General features: G+C 69.3%; 16 protein-coding genes. 7 read left to right on the top strand and 9 right to left on the bottom strand.

Annotated elements, in window-relative coordinates; genetic code table 11:
- The first annotated feature begins 28 nt into the window (after positions 1-28).
- From MOX01_RS07245 to MOX01_RS07235, 3 genes are read left to right on the top strand one after another with little or no spacing between them, the layout of a single operon-like run.
- Complete coding sequence (locus tag MOX01_RS07245; protein WP_141369090.1) at positions 29-1,036, top strand: alpha/beta hydrolase; 1,008 nt, start codon at positions 29-31, stop codon at positions 1,034-1,036.
- The gene (locus tag MOX01_RS07240) at positions 1,033-2,016 is read left to right on the top strand and encodes an alpha/beta hydrolase (RefSeq protein WP_061015581.1); all 984 of its coding nucleotides are present in this window, start codon (positions 1,033-1,035) and stop codon (positions 2,014-2,016) included. Before MOX01_RS07245 ends, MOX01_RS07240 begins: the two co-directional genes overlap by 4 nt.
- Positions 2,013-3,230 carry a multidrug effflux MFS transporter gene (locus MOX01_RS07235; RefSeq protein WP_230977831.1) on the top strand — a complete coding sequence of 406 codons (1,218 nt, stop codon included), beginning with the start codon at positions 2,013-2,015 and terminating at the stop codon, positions 3,228-3,230. Before MOX01_RS07240 ends, MOX01_RS07235 begins: the two co-directional genes overlap by 4 nt.
- A gap of 9 nt (positions 3,231-3,239) precedes the next feature.
- Here MOX01_RS07235 and MOX01_RS07230 read toward each other — a convergent pair whose 3' ends face one another.
- A complete protein-coding gene (locus MOX01_RS07230) occupies positions 3,240-3,791 on the bottom strand; it encodes a hypothetical protein (protein ID WP_061015580.1) in 552 nt (183 codons plus the stop codon).
- A gap of 81 nt (positions 3,792-3,872) precedes the next feature.
- On the opposite strand from MOX01_RS07230, the gene MOX01_RS07225 reads away from it, so the two are divergent.
- Both MOX01_RS07225 and MOX01_RS07220 read left to right on the top strand, forming a co-directional pair.
- Positions 3,873-4,457 (top strand): TetR/AcrR family transcriptional regulator, encoded by a 585-nt coding sequence (locus MOX01_RS07225; protein WP_061015579.1) that lies wholly within the window; start codon positions 3,873-3,875, stop codon positions 4,455-4,457.
- Between the two features lie 113 nt (positions 4,458-4,570).
- Complete coding sequence (locus MOX01_RS07220; protein WP_141369088.1) at positions 4,571-6,556, top strand: primary-amine oxidase; 1,986 nt, start codon at positions 4,571-4,573, stop codon at positions 6,554-6,556.
- Between the two features lie 81 nt (positions 6,557-6,637).
- On the opposite strand, the gene MOX01_RS07215 is transcribed toward MOX01_RS07220, so the two are convergent.
- Genes MOX01_RS07215 through MOX01_RS07205 form a run of 3 tightly spaced genes read right to left on the bottom strand, consistent with a single transcriptional unit; the run spans position 6,638 to position 9,161 of the window.
- Entirely contained in the window at positions 6,638-7,303 is a 666-nt protein-coding gene (locus MOX01_RS07215) for an SDR family oxidoreductase (RefSeq protein WP_127012442.1), read from the bottom strand.
- 36 nt (positions 7,304-7,339) lie between these two features.
- A complete protein-coding gene (gene murQ, locus MOX01_RS07210; RefSeq protein WP_082682673.1) occupies positions 7,340-8,275 on the bottom strand; it encodes an N-acetylmuramic acid 6-phosphate etherase in 936 nt (311 codons plus the stop codon).
- Positions 8,265-9,161, bottom strand: a complete 897-nt coding sequence (locus MOX01_RS07205; protein WP_058632419.1) for an N-acetylglucosamine kinase — start codon at positions 9,159-9,161, stop codon at positions 8,265-8,267. The genes murQ and MOX01_RS07205 overlap by 11 nt, the downstream gene beginning before the upstream one ends.
- A gap of 119 nt (positions 9,162-9,280) precedes the next feature.
- Here MOX01_RS07205 and MOX01_RS07200 point away from each other — a divergent pair, with 119 nt between their 5' ends.
- Both MOX01_RS07200 and MOX01_RS07195 read left to right on the top strand, forming a co-directional pair.
- On the top strand, positions 9,281-10,138 hold the full coding sequence (locus MOX01_RS07200) for a MurR/RpiR family transcriptional regulator (RefSeq protein WP_058632418.1): 858 nt from the start codon (positions 9,281-9,283) through the stop codon (positions 10,136-10,138).
- A gap of 60 nt (positions 10,139-10,198) precedes the next feature.
- Positions 10,199-11,701, top strand: a complete 1,503-nt coding sequence (locus tag MOX01_RS07195) for an HNH endonuclease signature motif containing protein (RefSeq protein WP_141369086.1) — start codon at positions 10,199-10,201, stop codon at positions 11,699-11,701.
- Between the two features lie 65 nt (positions 11,702-11,766).
- On the opposite strand, the gene MOX01_RS07190 is transcribed toward MOX01_RS07195, so the two are convergent.
- From MOX01_RS07190 to MOX01_RS07170, 5 genes are all read right to left on the bottom strand, one after another.
- Positions 11,767-12,015, bottom strand: coding sequence for a hypothetical protein (locus tag MOX01_RS07190; RefSeq protein ID WP_058632415.1), 249 nt, complete (start codon positions 12,013-12,015; stop codon positions 11,767-11,769).
- Between the two features lie 123 nt (positions 12,016-12,138).
- On the bottom strand, positions 12,139-13,254 hold the full coding sequence (locus MOX01_RS07185; RefSeq protein ID WP_058632414.1) for a substrate-binding domain-containing protein: 1,116 nt from the start codon (positions 13,252-13,254) through the stop codon (positions 12,139-12,141).
- A 62-nt stretch (positions 13,255-13,316) separates the two neighbouring features.
- Positions 13,317-14,687 (bottom strand): multiple monosaccharide ABC transporter permease, encoded by a 1,371-nt coding sequence (mmsB, locus tag MOX01_RS07180; protein WP_058632413.1) that lies wholly within the window; start codon positions 14,685-14,687, stop codon positions 13,317-13,319.
- Positions 14,684-16,225: a multiple monosaccharide ABC transporter ATP-binding protein gene (gene mmsA, locus MOX01_RS07175; RefSeq protein WP_058632412.1), complete on the bottom strand. Its 1,542-nt coding sequence runs from the start codon at positions 16,223-16,225 to the stop codon at positions 14,684-14,686. The genes mmsB and mmsA overlap by 4 nt, the downstream gene beginning before the upstream one ends.
- A gap of 241 nt (positions 16,226-16,466) precedes the next feature.
- Positions 16,467-17,480, bottom strand: coding sequence for a LacI family DNA-binding transcriptional regulator (locus tag MOX01_RS07170; protein ID WP_046749709.1), 1,014 nt, complete (start codon positions 17,478-17,480; stop codon positions 16,467-16,469).
- Positions 17,481-17,507: the final 27 nt, after the last annotated feature.

The following is a 17,507-nucleotide window of genomic DNA, read 5'->3' as shown; positions in this document are numbered from 1 at the left end:
GCCCGCCCGAAGCCTCGCAAGGAGACCCATGACCACCCCCACCGCCACCGCCACCGGACGCCCCACCCTCACCCCCGTGCCGTTCGACCCCGAGGTGCAGGCCGTGCTCGATGAGCTCGACAGGAACCCGCAGCCGGCGCTGACCCGCGACACCCTCCCGCGCGAGGGCACCGACCGCATGTTCCCCGACAACGACGCCGTGATCGCCGGACGTGCGATCGAGTGGGAGGACCGGATGATCCCCGGCCCCGCCGGCGCCCCTGACATCGAGATCACGGTGTTCCGTCCCGTCGGCACCGCGCACGAGGTGCTCCCCGGCTTCGTGAACATCCACGGTGGGGGCATGATCGTCGGACACCGCTCCTGGGAGACCGGCCGCGTGGTCGACATCGTCGCCGAGCACCACGTCGTCGCAGTGAACGTCGAGTACCGTCTCGCGCCGGAGGACCCTTTCCCGGCCGGAGTCGAAGACTGCTACGCCGCCTTCCTCTGGGTGCACGCCCACGCCGCCGACCTCGGGATCGACCCCGATCGCATCGTGGTCGGAGGCGGCAGCGCCGGTGGTGGCCTCACGGCGGCCGTCGCGCTGATGGCCCGCGACCGGCGCGGACCGGTCATGGCAGGGCAGCTGCTGCTGTGCCCGATGATCGACAACACGAACACCACCGTCGCGAGCCGCCAGTACGACGGCATCGGCACCTGGCAGCGGGAGATGAACCTGCTCGCCTGGTCGTGCGTGCTCGGCGACGACCTCGCCTTCAGCCCGGAAGCCCCGGCGTACGCCGCTCCGAGCCGTGCGACCGACCTCGCCTCCCTCCCACCCGCCTTCATCGAGGTCGGCGAGGCGGAGGCCTTCCGCGACGAGGACACCGAGTACGCGCTTCGCATCTGGGCCACCGGCGGTCAGGCGGAGTTGCACGTGTGGGGCGGTGGCGCGCACGGCTTCGACATGTACATGCCGGATGCCGAGATCTCGCGCGCGGCCCTCGCCACCCGCGCCTCCTGGCTGCGCCGGATCTGGCTGGAAGCCCGATGACCGCCCCCGCGCCGGTGCCGTACGACCCCGCGCTCGTCCCGGGGCTGACCGCGTTCGTCGACCTCGTCGAGGTGATCCCGCTGCGCGCCGAGACGATCCACGCCAACCGCGACCACTTCGCGACGATCATCCCGCCCATGGCGACACAGGCCGCCGGGCGGGCGGTCGCCTGGGAGGATCGGACCATCCCCGGCCCCGACGGCGCCCCCGACATCGAGGTCACGATCGTCCGCCCGACCGCACCCGCGTATGCACCGGCGCCGGCCGTGCTGTCGATCCACGGCGGCGGCATGGTCCTCGGCACCCGGTTCTTCGGCACGGGCGAGCTCATCGACCTCGCGGAACGCCACGGCGTGATCGGCGTCGCCGTCGAGTACCGCCTCGCCCCCGAGCATCCCGGTCCCGCACAGGCGGAGGACTGCTACGCGGCATTGGAGTGGATGGCCGCGCACGCCGACGAGCTCGGCATCGACCCGGACCGCATCATCGCCTCCGGCATGAGCGCGGGCGGCGGGCTCTCCGCTGCCGTCGCCCTGATGACACGCGACCGCGGCGGCCCACGCCTGGCAGGACAGCTGCTCGGCTGCCCGATGCTCGACGACCGCAACGACACCGTCTCCAGTCGCCAGTACGACGGGTTCGGCGCCTGGGATCGCCACAACAACGACACGGCCTGGAACGCCATCACCGGATCCGACCGCGGCACGGACCGGGTCTCCCCGTACACCTCGCCCGCGCGCGCCGACGACCTGTCCGGCCTCGCGCCCGCGTTCATCGAGGTCGGAGCGGCCGAGACGTTCCGAGACGAGGCGGTCGACTACGCCCTGCGCATCTGGGCGACGGGAGGTCGCGCGGAGCTGCACGTCTGGGCCGGCGGCTATCACGGGTTCTCCGGCTTCTCCCCCGAAGCGGAGGTCTCACGGGCGGCCGTCGCCGCTCGCGACAGCTGGCTGCGGCGCACCCTGCGCCTGGACGGATGAGCATCACCTCGTCCGGACCGACCCCGCGCCCGCGGATGGGCACGCTGCGGGCCATGCTCGTGCTCGGCATGCTGGAGGCGTTCGGTCCGCTGTCGATGGATCTGTATCTGCCCCAGCTGCCGCAGCTCGCCGCGTCCCTCGACACCACCGAGGCGCTCGCTCAGGCGACGATGTCGGCGTGCATGATCGGCCTCGGCCTCGGCCAGCTCGTCGCCGGGCCGCTCAGCGATCGTCTCGGCAGGAGGCTCCCGCTCATGGTGGGCGTCTCGGCCTTCGCCGTGCTCTCCCTCCTGTGTGCTCTCGCCCCGACGATCGAGGTCCTGCTGGTGGTCCGCTTCCTGCAGGGTCTCGCGGGGTCGGCCGGCATCGTGATCTGCCTCGCAATCGCCCGCGACCAGTTCGAGGGCGTCGAGCTGTCGCGCATGCTGTCGCTGTTGTTCCTGGTCTCGGGCACCGCGCCGATCGTCGCACCCGTGGTCGGCGGTCAGCTCGCGCTGATCATGGATTGGCGAGGCATCTTCGGCGTGCTCAGCGCGGTGGGTGTCGTGCTGCTCCTGGTCGTCGTGCTCGCCCTGCCGGAGACCCTGCCTGCCGCCGCCCGTCACGGCGGAGGTCTGCGCACGCTCGGACTCCATGCCGGGGCCGTCGTCCGCGATCGTCTGTTCGTGGCCGTGCTGTGCGCCGCAGCAGGAGGCGGTGTCGCCTTCTTCACCTACCTGTCGATGTCGTCGTTCGTGCTGCAGGACGAATTCGGCCTGAGCCCGCAGTCGTTCAGCCTCGCTTTCGCGGCTGGAGCGCTGGCCAGCATCGCCGGCAGCCAGCTCAGCCGTCTCGTGGTCGGCAGATGTGGCCCGCTGCGCGTGTACCTCGGCGGCATCTCGGCCACGCTGGTCGCGACGACCGCATTCCTGGCGCTCGCCCTCTCCGATGTCGGCGTCACGGGCATCGTCGCCGCGTTGATCGGCTTCATGCTGTGCTCGGGGCTGGGTGGCCCCAACGGGCAGACCCTCGCGCTCGCCCACCACGGAGCACGAGCGGGCACCGCCTCTGCCCTGCTCGGCATGTCGACGTTCCTGTTCGGCCCCGTGCTCGCGCCGATCGCCGCGGGAGTCGGCGGCACGAACGCGGTCACGATGGCGGTGACGATGACCGTGGCTGCGGCCGTCGCCGCGGTCGCCGCGTGGGCGTTCGTGCGCCCGGCCGCGGTCGTCTGAGAGCTCCGCTCAGAATCCGAGGCACATGACAGCGACGCCGGCAGCCATCGCCCACGACTCGACGGTGAGCAGACGCGCCGTGCGACCTCGATGCACGGGAGCGACGAACCACTCCGCGACGACCGTCCACAGCACGACCCCGACGACTCCGACCAGCACGAGCACCGACAGCACTCCCGACAGCCCGTGCCCGCCGTGACCGGACGACACGGATGCCGAGGCGCCTCCTCCGACCGGATCTGCCGCCACCACTCCGTCGAACGCGCACATCGCCATCACCAGGGAGACCAGCGCTCGATGACAGCAGCTCGCCGCCGCCGCCGTGCCGCGCACCCCCATCGTGCCCACCATGGCCGAGACCAGCAGCACGGCACCCAGGACGAGCCCGACCAGCGGGTTGCGGCCGTCGGTCGCCGCGAGCGCGAGCATGGCTGCAGCCATGATGAGCGACGCCTGCCGCCCCTGCCAGGGCACGGCGCGCCAGAGCGCCGCTGTAGCGGCGGCGGAGACGATCGCCGCCGCGGCCATCAGCCACGGTGCTGCGGGGAGGAGGTGAACCACAGCCGCAGTATATTGATCAATCGCTCAATAACGCTAGACCGCAATGCCGCAGGTCTCGACGCCATGCGCCAGGATGGAGTCATGCCCCGCATCGTCGACCACGATGAGCGCCGCAGGCAGATCGCCGAGGCGCTGCTCGCCGTCGCCGCTCGCGACGGACACGAGAGCGTGTCATCGCGGGCGGTCGCGAAGGAGCTGGGCGTCGCGACGGGTGCACTCTGGCACTACTTCGACGGCTTCGACGAGGTCGTCCGCGCAGCCGCGGCCGAGGTGACCCGGCGCACCGAGGAGCGCATCGCCGCGGCCACGGCAGGACTTCGCGGCCTCCCCCGCCTCCACGCACTCATGCGCGAGGTGCTCCCGATCGATGAGCGCACCCGCACCGAGGCGCACGTCGTGGTCGGATTCTGGGGGCGCCTCGCAGCACTCGCCCCCGCGCCGGACGCGGCGGTACCCACCCTCGCCACCTGGCAGGAGAGCACCCGGCTCGCGCTGCGCGAGGCGGTCGAGGACGGCGAGCTGCGCACCGACACCCCGACCGAGACGATCGTGACGCTGCTGCGCTCCATCACCTACGGGCAGCAGATCGTCGAGGTCACGGAGCCGCAGTCCGCCGCCGCGCACCTCGCCGTGCTCGACGCCGCGCTCGCCCCCTGGCGCGCCTGAGACCCGCCTCCGCACGCCTCGTCGGGAAGACGCCCCGTTGCGAAGGACGGGCTGTCGGCCCTATCATCGTGCCAACCCGTTTATTGAGCAGTCGCTCGAAAATAGTGAGGTCGATGATGTCCCACCATGCTCCGCAGCCCGTGTCGATCGGGAAGATCGCCGCTCCGCACCCGCACGATCCCCTCACCGGAACCGAGATCGCCGCCGCCCGTGAGGTGCTCGACGCCGCTGGTCTGATGACGGCGACCACCCGCGTGCCGATGCTGCTCCCCGACGAGCCCACCAAGGACGAGCTCGCGACGTGGACCGCCGGATACGCCGTCGACCGCCGCGTCGACGTGACACTGCTCGACATCGCCACCGGGATCGCCACGGAGGTCGTGGTCTCGATCACCCGTCGTGAGGTGCTGCGCACGCACCGGGTGCCGAACGACGCCCCGCCCTACGGACAGCCGCAGTATCTGTTCGAGGAGTACGAGCGCGCGGAAAGCATCGCGAAGGCCTCGCCGGAATGGCAGGCCGCGATGAAGCGTCGGGGGCTCGAGGAGCACATGGCTCTCGCCTTCTGCGGCCCCCTCGCTCCCGGATACACCGGGCGTGCCGACGAGGTGGGCCGCCGGGTGATCCGCTCGCTGACGTTCCTCAAGTACGACGAGCACGACTCCCCGTGGGCGCACCCGGTCGAAGGCCTCATCGTGCACATCGACCTCACCTCTAACAGCGTGATCCGCGTCGAGGACCATGGCGACGTGCCCGTGCCGGCCGGACACGGCAACTACTACCCCGAAGTGCAGGGCGAGGCGCGCACCACTCTGAAGCCCATCGAGATCACCCAGCCGGAGGGGCCCAGCTTCTCCGTCACCGGGTCGCTCGTGGAGTGGGAGGGCTGGTCGATGCGCGTCGACTTCAACGCCCGCGAGGGACTCGTGCTGCACGACGTCACGTTCCAGGGACGATCCGTGCTGAGCAGGGCGAGCGTTCCGGAGATGGTGGTCCCCTACGGCGACACCGCTCCCGGACGCTTCTGGATCAGCTACTTCGACGCCGGCGAATACCTGCTCGGCAAGAACGCCAACCACCTCGAGCTCGGCTGCGACTGCCTCGGTGTGATCCGGTACGTCGACGGCTACGTCGCCGACGACCACGGCCACCCGGTACGGATCCCGAACGTGATCTGCATGCACGAGGAGGACTACGGCATCCTCTGGAAGCACACCGACCTCGCCGGTCGCTCCGACGTGCGCCGCTCCCGTCGGTTCGTGGTGTCGTACTTCTCCACGATCGGCAACTACGACTACGGCTTCTACTGGAACTTCGGCCTCGACGGCTCGATCGAGGTCGTCGCCAAAGCCACGGGCATCGTGTTCGCCGGTGCGGGTGAACCCGGCGTGCGGCAGCGGCATGCGACCGAACTCGCGCCCGGCGTGTTCGCCCCGGTCCACCAGCACCTGTTCTGCGCGCGCCTCGACGTCGCGATCGACGGCGAGGACAACCGGCTCGTCGAGGTGGATGCCCAGCGCATCCCGATGGGCGAGGACAACCCCTTCGGCAACGCCTTCACATGGTCGGAGACACCGCTGCGCACGGAGTCGGAGGCGCAGCGCGACGCGGACTCCTCTGTGGCGCGGGTCTGGGAGGTGCAGAGCGCCTCGCGGACGAACCACGTCGGCCGACCCACGGCGTACCACCTGATCCCGGAGCCGACCGCGCTGCTGATGGCCGACCCGGAGTCCTCCGTCGCCGCGCGCGCCGCCTTCGCGACGAAGCACCTGTGGGCGACGCGCTTCGAGCCGGGGCAGATCTGGCCGGCCGGTCGCTACCCGAACGCCCACCAGGGCGGCTCCGGACTGCCGGAGTACGCCGCCGCGGACCGTGACATCGACGGACAGGACATCGTGCTCTGGCACACCTTCGGCCTGACGCACTTCCCCCGACCCGAGGACTGGCCCATCATGCCCGTCGACTACGCCGGCTTCTGGTTCAAGCCCGCAGGGTTCCTCGATCAGAACCCGGCCATGGACGTGCCGGAGTCCTCGCAGGCGCACGGAGGTGCGGCATCGGCCTGCTGCAGCGGAGGGTCTTGCACCTGCGGGCACTGATCCTGTGCCCGCGGAGCCGCGCCTGCAGGGCACAGGCACAGGCACAGGCACCGGGCCCGCAGGTCGCAGGCCCGGCGTCAGTCAGTACTGCGCCGAGAAGGCCCCGTCGGACTTCAGCAGCTGCCCCGAGATCCAGCGACCCTCGTCGGACACGAGGAACTCCACCACGGCCGCCACATCCGCGGGCCGGCCGAGGCGTCCGAGCGGGGTCATCCCGGCCAGGCCCGTGCGCGTCTCGTCGTCCATCCAGCCGGTGTCGACCGGTCCGGGGTTCAGCACGTTCGCGGAGATCCCCCGGGGGCCGAGCTCGCGCGCCGCGGAGATGACGAGGCGGTCGAGCGCCCCCTTCGACGCGCCGTAGGGGAGGTTGCCGGTCACGTGGTCGCTGGTCAACGCCAGGACCACTCCCCCGTCGTCGCCGACCTGACGGGCGAAGGCCGCGATCAGCAGCAGGGTCGCTCGCGCGTTCACGGCGACGTGCAGATCGAAGCTCTCCGCTGTGGTGTCGAGCACTCCTGACTCCACATCGTGCGCGTGACTCAGGATGAGGGCGGTGATCGGTCCGTGAGCCGCCGTCACCTCCGCGATCAGCGCTTCTGGCCCCTCGACCGTGGAGAGGTCGGCGGGGTGGTCGGCATCGCGCAGGTCGCTGGTGACGACGGTCCAGCCGGCGGCGCGCAGTCGGGGGACGATTCCGGCGGCGATGCTGTCGGCGCGCGCAGCGCCGGTGATCAGAGCGAGGGGCATCCGCATACCGTATCGGACGCGCGGGAAGCGCGCCGATCAGGCGAGCGCGGTGATGGCGTCGCGAAGGATCCCGTCGGCCTCGTCGAGCGCGGACGCCGCAGCATCCGCCGTCGCATCGGCGGCGAGCATCAGCAGCGCGAGCTTGACCGAGCCGTCCGCCGCCTGCAGCGCCGTGGCCGCCCCCGCGGTGTCGACGCCGGACAGCTGCGACACCGTGCGGATCGAACGGGCGTGCAGCTTCTCGTTCGTGGCCAGCAGATCGACCATGACGCCGCGATACGTCTTGCCGAGGTTGATCATCGACAGCGTCGTGAGCATGTTCACGACGAGCTTCTGCGCCGTCCCGGACTTCAGCCGCGTGGACCCGGAGATGAACTCGGGTCCGGTGACGACCTCGATCGCGACCTCGGCCGCGGCCCCGATCTCGGAGTCGGCGTTCGACGCTATCGCCACCGTGAACGCGCCGATGCCGCGCGCGTACGTCAGGCCGCCGACGACGTAAGGAGTACGGCCGGAGGCCGAGATGCCCACCACCGTGTCGCGCTCGGTGAGTCCGAGCTCGCGCAGCGACGCCTCGGCGGCCGCGTCATCGTCCTCGGCGTTCTCGACGGCGGAGCGGATGGCCGTCTCACCACCCGCGATCAGACCGACCACCATCGAGGGGTCCGTGCCGAACGTCGGCGGGCACTCGCTCGCGTCGAGCACGCCGATGCGGCCCGCGGTGCCCGCTCCGATGTAGATGAGGCGTCCGCCGCGACGGAACCGCTCGGTGATGCCGTCGACGGCAGTCGCGATCTCCTCCGCGCGCTCGGCGACGGCTTCCGGCACCCGGCGGTCCTCCGCGTTCATCCGTCGCACGAGCTCGGCCGTGCCGAGCAGGTCGAGGTCGCCCCGCTCCGTCGTCGAGGCCTCGGTGTCGAGGCGCTCCAGCACGGAGAGGAGGGCGGTCAGGCGGGAGTCGTCATTCGGCACGGTGGACGAACCTTTCATGGGGGAGGTCGGTGCGGCGCGCGAGAAGCAGCGCCCCGTCGAGGGCGTCGCCGCGCGCGGGCACGACCCGACGCTCGGCTGCCTGCAGGGACGACGTGAGCTGCTGGCGGAACCAGACGTGGTCGGTCAGACCGCCGTGGATGACGGTGTCGGCGGTGCGCGCGGAAGCGGCGGTGGCCGTCGCCGTGAGCAGACGGACGCCCTCGTCGACGATCGCGGAGGCAGCCGCATCGCCGTTCTGCGCGGCATCGAGCACGAGGGGCGCGAGCGTCGCGAGGCGCCGCGGAAGGGGCTCGCCGCCCGCGAGCCACGCCTGGATGTCGGAGACGTCGCCGACCGGATCGGCGATCGCCGCGGTGAGGACCGTGCTCGGCCCCAGCGAGTCGTTCGCGCGCAGTACGGCGCGCAGCGCTTCCCGTCCGAGCCACGAGCCGCTGCCGAGGTCGCCGAGCTCAGGGCCCCAGCCGTCGACGAGGCGCGCGCCGTCGGAGTCGATGCCCAACGCGGCCGCCCCGGTCCCGGCGATGAGGAGCACGCCGGCGCCGCCGTCGAGGGCTCCCGCATGAGCGGTGACCACGTCGGACGCGACAGCGGTCTGCGCTCCGGTCGCCGCGGCGAGCGATGAGGCCAGATCCCGCGCAGCATCGGGTGCGAGCCATGCGCCGGCCGCACCCACCCCGACCAGCTCCAGACCCTCGTCGCCCGACAGGAGCCGCAGGATGGCCTCGAGCGCGCTCTTCACCCCGCCCGCTGCGGCGAGTCCGGGCGCTCCGACGCCGTCACGCTCGATCCGGCGGTCGGGGCCGGTGACGAGGACGCGGCACCGCGACTTGCCGAGGTCGACGGATGCCGTGACGCGTGCGTCCATGGGCCCTCCTCCGGATCGGCGAAAAAGTCTGTGAAAAGAGCCTACATCGGAAGTAGACTCGGCAAAAAGAATTTACACCTCGCACCTCACACCTCGCACTCACCACGACGGAGGACGGCATGAGCATCCAGTCGACGATCGAAGCGGCAGCATCCACGCTGACCCCTTCCCTCGCCCGCATCGCCCTCGTCGTGCGTGAGAACCCCTCCGTCGTGATCGACAGCACCATCAACGAACTCGCCGCGGAGTGCGACACCTCCGTCGCGTCGGTCGTGCGCTTCTGCCGGGCGATCGGCTTCAGCGGGTACGCCCCGCTGCGCATGGCCCTGGCCTCCGAACTCGGCAAGGAGGCCGCCCAGTTCTCGGCACGGGGCGCCTACGGGTCGGAGATCTCGGAGTCGGACACCCTGCAGGAAGCGGTGTCGAAGGTCGCATCACTCGAGCTGCTGGCCATCGAGGAGACCGTCGCGCGGCTCGACTTCGAGGTGCTCGAGGCTGCCGTCGACGCGATCGACCGCGGGGAGCGCGTCCTCCTCTACGGCCTCGGTGCCAGCCGCTTCGTGGCCGAGGACCTCAGCCACAAGCTGCTCCGTGTCGGACGCAACGCCCACATGCCCGCCGACCCCCACGAGGCCGTCGCCGTGTCGGCGCTGCCCACCGCGGGCACGGTCGCCATCGGCTTCTCGCACTCGGGTTCGACCCTCGAGACCGTGCGGTTCCTGGAGACCGCGCGTGCGAGCGGCGCGACCACGGTCGCGGTCACCTCCGCCAAGCACTCTCCGCTCGCCCGCGCGGCCGACCATGCGCTGTTCACCGAGGTGCGCGAGTCGAGCTTCCGCGCGGGGGCGATGGTGAGTCGCATCGCCCAGCTCACCCTCGTGGACTGCCTGTTCCTCGGCGTCGCCAAGCGCCGCTACGCCGAGACGGTCGACGCGCTGCAGCGCACCGGCCAGGCGACCCGAGAGCTTCGCGGCTGAGCGATCTCACCCGAGTGCCGCCGCCGTCGGAATGTCGGTGGCCCATGATGGACTGAGTCCATGAACGCACTGCTCGACGCGACGGACACCCAGATGGCGATGCTCGCCGATCTGGTCGCGTCGCTCGAAGCGGCGGAGGCCACGCTGAGCAGCATGCACGCCGCTCGCGACGGCATGCTGGCGATGGCAGGGCGCCTCGCCGTCGACATCGCCCGCGCCGCGGAGCACCCCGACCGGGGAGACATTGCAATCCGCGCCGTGGCCGCCGAGATCGGGGCCGCACAGCGCGTGAGCGACCGCACGGTGGAACGGCGGATGGCCGACGCCTCCTGGCTGGTCGAACGCTTCCCGGCCGTGTGGCGGGCCCAGGGCGAGGGGCGCATCAGCGCGGCGCATTCGCGCGTCATCGTCGATGCGGGCGCGCACCTCGAGCACGCGGCGGATCGACAGGCGTTCGCTGACGAGGCGGTGGAACTGGCCGCGGGCGAATCCCCCAACCGGCTGCGCAGGCTGGCCCGCCGGCTCGCGGAGCGGTTCCAGGAGCGCACGCTCACCGAGAGGCACCTCGATGCGCGGGAGAGGCGTCGGGTCTGGGTGCGCGACCTCGAAGACGGCATGGCCGAGCTCGGCGTCCAGGCTCCCGCCGTGCTCGTGCACGGTATGTTCGATCGGCTCTCGCAGATGGCTCATGCGGTGAAGCAGCAGAGCGCCGTTGTTGATCAAGGCACCGCTGATGAAGGCACCGCTGATGAAGGCACCGCTGATGTAAGCACCGCTGATGTAAGCACCACCGAGGAGCACGACCGCGAGGCGCGTACGGTCGATCAGCTGCGCACTGACCTGCTGACCGACCTCGTGCTGACCGGAACGCCCACCGGACACGACACCGCCGACGGCCTGCTCGGAGAGATCGAGGCCCGCGTCGAGGTCACGGTTCCGGTGATGACGCTGATGGGCCGCGACGATGCCACACGACAGGGGCTCCCGTTCGTGCCCGGTTCCGTGCCGCCGCGAGCAGGTTCCGTGCCGCCGCCGGCCGAGCTCGACGTTGTGCCGCCGCCGGCCGAGCTCGACGTTGTGCCGCCGCCGGCCGAGCTCGACGGTGTGGTTCCGATCGACACGGCGACTGCTCGAGCACTCGCCGGTCTCACCTCCGGGTGGGATCGGGTGCTCACGCATCCGATCTCCGGCGAGATGCTCGCGGTGGATCGCTACCGACCGAACGCGCGGCTGCGACGACACCTTCGAGCCCGAGATCAACGCTGCCGGTTCCCCGGGTGCGGGATCGTCGCCCGAAAGTGCGACCTCGACCACAATCATGCGGCCTCGAGCGGCGGTGCCACCTGCGAATCGAACCTCTCCGCATTCTGCCGACGACATCACATGCTCAAACACCATTCCCCCTGGCATGTCGAGCAGCGCCCAGGTGGCGTCTTGGAATGGACGAGCCCGACCGGGCGCGAGTACATCGACCGCCCACCACCCCAGAACACGGTGGTGTTCACCGACGAGTCACCGCCAGACGAGCCGGCACCGGACGAGCCAGTTCGCCCGCGCTTCTGAGACACCTCGCAGGAGCACGCTTCAGGAGCACGCCTCAGGAGCACGCCTCAGGAGCACGCCTCTGATCAGCGTGCCGACCTGAACGGACTGCCGCGTACCCAATCGGCCCGTGACAAGTGGAACCGCAGGTACCGCGAATCGGCGCCGAGAAAGCGGGGGTCGGGGTGTTCGATGATCTCGCGCCACCACGAGGCGACTCGATCGACCGTCATGTCCTGGCTCCACCCCGCGTGTGCGCGGAACACCGGATCCTCGGCCCACGACGCGAACGTCTCCGCATCGGCGGGGATCATCGGACGCAGAGCGAGCTTCACACCTTCACCGTAATCATCGGAGCCACCCGACCCGAGCACCCTCGCAACGCGAACGAGCCGCCCGGACCCGAGGGTCCGGACGGCTCGTGTTCCGCGACGACGAGCGTCGCGGAGCGATGTGTCTTACTGGTACGACTTCACGATCTCGAGGAGGCTCGGGACGTTGGCGTAGGCCTCTGCCGCGTTCTCCTTGGTGACGATGATCGGGTCGAGCAGGTAGGCCGGAACGACCTTCACGCCGTTGTCGTACTGCTCGGTGTCGTTGACGTCGACCTCTTCGCCCTTCTGGAGCTGGCCGACCATCTTGATCGACTGCTCGACGAGGAGCGTGGTGTCCTTGTTGATCGTGGAGTACTGGACGCCCTCCATGATCGACTTCACCGACTCGACCTCGGAGTCCTGACCCGTGACCACCGGGACCGGCTTGCCCGCACCCTGCACCGAGGTGATGATGGCGCGAGCGAGGGTGTCGTTCGGGGACAGGACGCCGTCGAGCGTCTCGGAGCTGTACGTCGACGTCAGGAGCGAGTCCATGCGGCGCTGAGCGTTCTCCGCCTTCCAGCCCTCGGTCGCCGTCTGGGCGATCTCGGTCTGGCCGGACACGACCTTCAGCGTGCCGTCATCGATCTTCGGCTGCAGCACGTCCATCGCACCGTTGAAGAACACGGCCGAGTTCGCGTCATCGGGCGAGCCCGAGAACAGCTCGATGTTGTACGGAGCCTCGTGACCCGCGCGCTCGGCGAGCCCGTCGAGCAGAGCCTGACCCTGCAGCTGACCGACCTTGAAGTTGTCGAACGCCACGTAGTAGTCGACGGCTTCGGTGTTCTCGATCAGACGGTCGTACGCGATGACCGTGACGCCGGCGTCACGGGCGGCCTCGACCTGGGTGGCGAGCTGCTTGCCGTCCTTCGCGCCGATGATGATGACCTTGGCACCGCCGGTGACCATCGCCTGGATCTGGTTCTGCTGCTCGGCGACCGTGTTGCTGGCCGGCGCGTACTGCACGTCGGCCTTGAACCCGGCCTTCTCGAGACCGTCCGTGAACAGCTGACCGGCGAGAACCCAGTTCTCCGAGGTCTTGTCCGGAAGGGCGACACCGATCGTGGCGTCGGCGGCGAAGCCCTTGGCGGTCTCCTCCCCCGCTCCCGATCCGGTGCCACCGCGCTCCGAGGAGCAGCCGGTGAGGGCGAAGGCGCCCGCGACGACAAGCGCTGTCGCCGACAGAAGAATCTTCTTCATGTGATCTCTTTCTCTGGTGTGTGAAGGTCCAGGTGCGCGTGCGGTACGCGCCTGGGCCCCTACTATCCGCGCGTCTCTTCGACGGCGGGGGCTTCGTACTTCTGGCTGGTGGGGTAGTTCGTCTTGGTCGGATCGAACGTGTCGGTCGCCGGGTCCTGCTTGCGGCCGAATCGACGCGTGAGGAATCCGATGATCGACGGGCGGCCCTGCTGCTTGTTCCAGACGTCGACACCGACGGCGAACAGCAGCACGAGGCCCTTGATCATCGACACCACGTCGGCACCGGCGCCCAGGAGGGCGAGACCGTTGTTGAGGAAGGCCATCACGAGACCACCGATGATCGACCCGATCACAGTTCCGATCCCGCCGGAGACAGCCGCGCCACCGATGAAGACCGAGGCGATCGCATCCAGCTCCCAGCCGTTGCCGTCCTGGGGACCGGAGGCAGTCGCCCTGGCGACGTAGATCATGCCGGCCAGCGACGCGAGCACCGACATGTTCATCATCACGAAGAAGTCGACCCAGCGGTCCTTCACACCCGACAGGCGCGCGGCCTGCCGGTTGCCGCCGACCGCGTAGATGTGGCGACCGAAGACGGTGTTGTTCGTGATGAACGAGTAGAGGATGACCAGGGCGAGCAGGATGATGCCGGAGATCGGGAAGCTGGTGCCCTCGCGCCCGGTGGCGAACAGCCAGCCCGCGATCAGGATCACGGCGGAGATCAGCACGACCTTGGTGACGCTCACCCACGCCGGCGCCATGTCGGCACCCATCTTGCGCTGGATGCGACGCGTGCGGAACTCCCAGAACACGATCCAGGCCACCCCGAGAAGGGCGAGGAGCATCGTGAACACGTTGAACGGCACCGGGATGAACGGCAGCTCGGGCAGGTAGCCGGCACCGATCACCTTGAAGCCCTGCGGCACCGGCACGGACTGCGAGTCGCCGACCCACTGGTTTGCGCCTCGGAAGAACAACATGCCCGCCAGCGTCACGATGAACGCCGGCACCCCGACGTAGGCCACCCAGAACCCCTGCCAGGCACCGACGAGCACGCCGACACCGAGACCGAGCAGGATGCCCAGCGGCCAGGGGAGGTTCCAGTCGGCCATGGCCTTGGCCACGACGATGCCCGTGAACGCGGCGACGGATCCGACGGAGAGGTCGATATGACCCATGATGATGACCATCACCATGCCGATGGCCAGGATCAGGATGTACGAGTACTGGTTGACGACGTTGATCAGGTTGCCGGAGGACAGCGTCAGTCCGGTGCCCTTGAAGATCCACGTCAGCACCTGGAAGACGACCAGGATCACGACGAGGCTGCCGAGGATGCCGAACTGACGGAGGGTCGACTGCCCTCCCCCGAACATCTTCGTGATGTCCTTGAAGTGGAAGCCGCGCTTCGTTGCGGTGGTGTCGGTGGTCATGCGGATGCTTTCTGGTTCGTGGAGGTCATGCTGCGCATGAGGTCCTCGGGTGTCGCCTGATCGGCCGGGATGCAGTCGGTGACCCGACCCTCGAAGACGGTGTAGATGCGGTCGGAGATGCCGAGGAGTTCGGGAAGCTCGCTGGAGATGACGATGACACCCTTGCCCTGGGCGGCGAGCTCGTTGATGATCGCGTAGATCTCGTACTTCGCGCCCACGTCGATGCCGCGGGTCGGCTCGTCGAGGATCAGCAGGTCGGGATCGGTGAACATCCACTTGGCCAGCACGACCTTCTGCTGGTTTCCACCGGAGAGCTTGCCGACGCCCTCTTCGACCGACGGCGTCTTGATGCGCAGCGCCTTGCGGTAGCGCTCAGCCACCGAGAACTCCTCACGGGAGTCGACGACGCCGTTGTGCGCGATCTTGGAGAGCTTCGCCGCGACGATGGACCGCTTGATCGTGTCGAGCAGGTTGAGTCCGAGCACCTTGCGGTCTTCGCTGACGTACGCGAGCCCGTGCTTGATCGCCGAGGCGACGTCGTGCAGGGCGACCTCCTGGCCGTCCTTGATCAGGGTTCCGGAGAGGAAGGTGCCGTACGAGCGCCCGAAGATGCTCATGGCGAACTCGGTGCGACCCGCTCCCATGAGACCGGCGATGCCGACGACCTCGCCGCGGCGCACGTTGATGTTCGAGCCCTTGACGACCATGCGCTCGGGCACGGTCGGGTGCTGCACCCACCAGTCCTTGACCTCGAAGAACACCTCGCCGATCTCGGGGGTGCGATCCGGGTAGCGGCTCTCGAGGGAACGACCGACCATGCCGCGGATGATGCGGTCCTCGTTGATCTCTCCGCGCGAGATGTCGAGCGTCTCGACCGTGCGACCGTCGCGGATGATGGTGATCTCGTCGGCGATCTGCTCGATCTCGTTGAGCTTGTGGCTGATCATGATCGACGCGATGCCCTTGGCCTTCAGCCCGAGGATCAGGTCGAGCAGATGCTGCGAGTCGTTCTCGTTGAGGGCAGCGGTCGGCTCGTCGAGGATCAGGAGCTTGACGTCCTTGTTGAGCGCCTTCGCGATCTCGATGAGCTGCTGCTTGCCGACGCCGAGGGTCTTGATCTGCGCGTCGGGGTCTTCGCTCAGCCCGACGCGGGCGAGGAGCTCGATGGCCCGCTCCTTCTGAGCCGTCCAGTCGATGCGGCCACCGCGCTGGATCTCATTGCCGAGGAAGATGTTCTCGGTGACCGAGAGCTCGGGGATGAGGGCGAGCTCCTGGTGGATGATCGCGATGCCCGCCTGCTCGCTGGCCGCGATGTCCCTGAACCGCTGCTCCTCGCCGTAGAGCAGGATCTCGCCGTCGTAGGTCCCGTAGGGGTACACCCCGGACAGGACCTTCATCAGGGTCGACTTCCCGGCGCCGTTCTCACCGCAGATCGCGTGGATCTCGCCGGCTCGGACGGTGATGGAGACGTCGGCCAACGCCTTGACCCCGGGGAACTCCTTGGTGATGCTGCGCATCTCCAGGATGGGGCCTGACACGGTAGGCAACGTTGCTGTGGTGCTCACGGATCTTCCTCGCGACGTGCGGTCACCTTCGATGTGACCGTTCACATCGCTATATCGTCGTCTTCGTCGGGACCGCTGTCAAGTCGGCATCGGCATTTCGATTCCGGACCGTGACACTGCCGAGATGCGCGCGATCGCGAGCCCCCGGGCGACAGCGCGGATCGAAAGGATTCGATGGGTTCGCGAGCCTTCGCGCAGCGCCGCCGGGAACGAGTCAGCGGGCGACGGCGGATTCGCGGGCGCGCAGGATCGTCTGCAGCGGACCGAAGGCCGGCACCTGCTCGCCGCGGATCTCCGCGAGCAGGATCCGCACCGCCCGACGACCGAGCTCGGGGAAGTCCTGGTGCACGGTGCTCAACGTCGGAGCGACGTGTGCCGCGACGGGGATGTCGTCGAAGCCGATGACACTCACGTCGTGCGGCACCCGCACGCCCGAATCCCGGAACCCGTGCATCAGACCGATGGCCATCAGATCGTTCGCGGCGAACACCGCCGTGAAGTCGCGTCGAAGCGAGAGCTCCTTGCCCGCGAAATACCCGAAGTCCGCCGTCCAGTCGCCACGGATGGGCGGGAACGTGGGCAGATCGGCCTCACGCAATCCGTCCAGATAGCCCCGCATGCGCGACTCCGCCTCGATCCAGTCCTGGGGACCCGCCAGGTGCAGGATGTCGCTGTGTCCGAGGGAGATGAGGTGCTCCGTTGCCGCCTTCGCACCGGCCACCTGGTCCGCCGACAGACTCACGCCGTCGGATCCGGACGCCGTCTGCAGCGTCACGAACGGCATGTCGACGGACATGCCGCGCAGGACATGGAAGACCCGCACCTGGGGGGCGAGCACCACGATCCCATCGGCCTGCTCCCGCGACAGCTGCCGCACCGCATGGCCGATCGCCTCCGGCGTCGTGTCGGCGAGGTTCAGCGTCGAGACCGAATAGCCCTCCTCCCGCGCCGCATCCTCGATGCCGGCGATGGACGAGGTGGGTCCGAACTCGCCGATCGTCGCGGACAGGATCCCCAGCATGTTCGACTTGCTGGTGACCAGGGCGCGCGCGGCGAGATTGGGCCGGTAGTCGAGGACCGAGATGGCGTCGAGCACCTTCGCCTTCGTCTCCGGCCGGATGCTCGGATGGTCGTTGAGCACGCGGGACACGGTCTGATGCGAGACACCGGCGAGGCGGGCGACGTCGCGGATACTCGGCAGGCGGGCGCGCTCGGAGGCGGTGGACATCACTTGCCTCCTTGCGTGTGCACGGTC

It is taken from the genome of Microbacterium oxydans, assembly GCF_006540085.1.
Classification (GTDB): domain Bacteria; phylum Actinomycetota; class Actinomycetes; order Actinomycetales; family Microbacteriaceae; genus Microbacterium; species Microbacterium oxydans.
This window is presented reverse-complemented; position numbering and strand designations above follow the sequence as displayed.

Bases quoted from the DNA above. Each gene is read 5' to 3' on its own strand.
- mmsB (WP_058632413.1), bottom strand. From the start codon at position 14,687: ATGACCACCGACACCACCGCAACGAAGCGCGGCTTCCACTTCAAGGAC.
- MOX01_RS07195 (WP_141369086.1), top strand. From the start codon at position 10,199: ATGAACGCACTGCTCGACGCGACGGACACCCAGATGGCGATGCTCGCC.
- MOX01_RS07225 (WP_061015579.1), top strand. From the start codon at position 3,873: ATGCCCCGCATCGTCGACCACGATGAGCGCCGCAGGCAGATCGCCGAG.
- MOX01_RS07245 (WP_141369090.1), top strand. From the start codon at position 29: ATGACCACCCCCACCGCCACCGCCACCGGACGCCCCACCCTCACCCCC.
- MOX01_RS07240 (WP_061015581.1), top strand. From the start codon at position 1,033: ATGACCGCCCCCGCGCCGGTGCCGTACGACCCCGCGCTCGTCCCGGGG.
- MOX01_RS07170 (WP_046749709.1), bottom strand. From the start codon at position 17,480: ATGTCCACCGCCTCCGAGCGCGCCCGCCTGCCGAGTATCCGCGACGTC.
- MOX01_RS07200 (WP_058632418.1), top strand. From the start codon at position 9,281: ATGAGCATCCAGTCGACGATCGAAGCGGCAGCATCCACGCTGACCCCT.
- MOX01_RS07185 (WP_058632414.1), bottom strand. From the start codon at position 13,254: ATGAAGAAGATTCTTCTGTCGGCGACAGCGCTTGTCGTCGCGGGCGCC.
- MOX01_RS07235 (WP_230977831.1), top strand. From the start codon at position 2,013: ATGAGCATCACCTCGTCCGGACCGACCCCGCGCCCGCGGATGGGCACG.
- MOX01_RS07205 (WP_058632419.1), bottom strand. From the start codon at position 9,161: ATGGACGCACGCGTCACGGCATCCGTCGACCTCGGCAAGTCGCGGTGC.
- MOX01_RS07215 (WP_127012442.1), bottom strand. From the start codon at position 7,303: ATGCCCCTCGCTCTGATCACCGGCGCTGCGCGCGCCGACAGCATCGCC.
- MOX01_RS07220 (WP_141369088.1), top strand. From the start codon at position 4,571: ATGATGTCCCACCATGCTCCGCAGCCCGTGTCGATCGGGAAGATCGCC.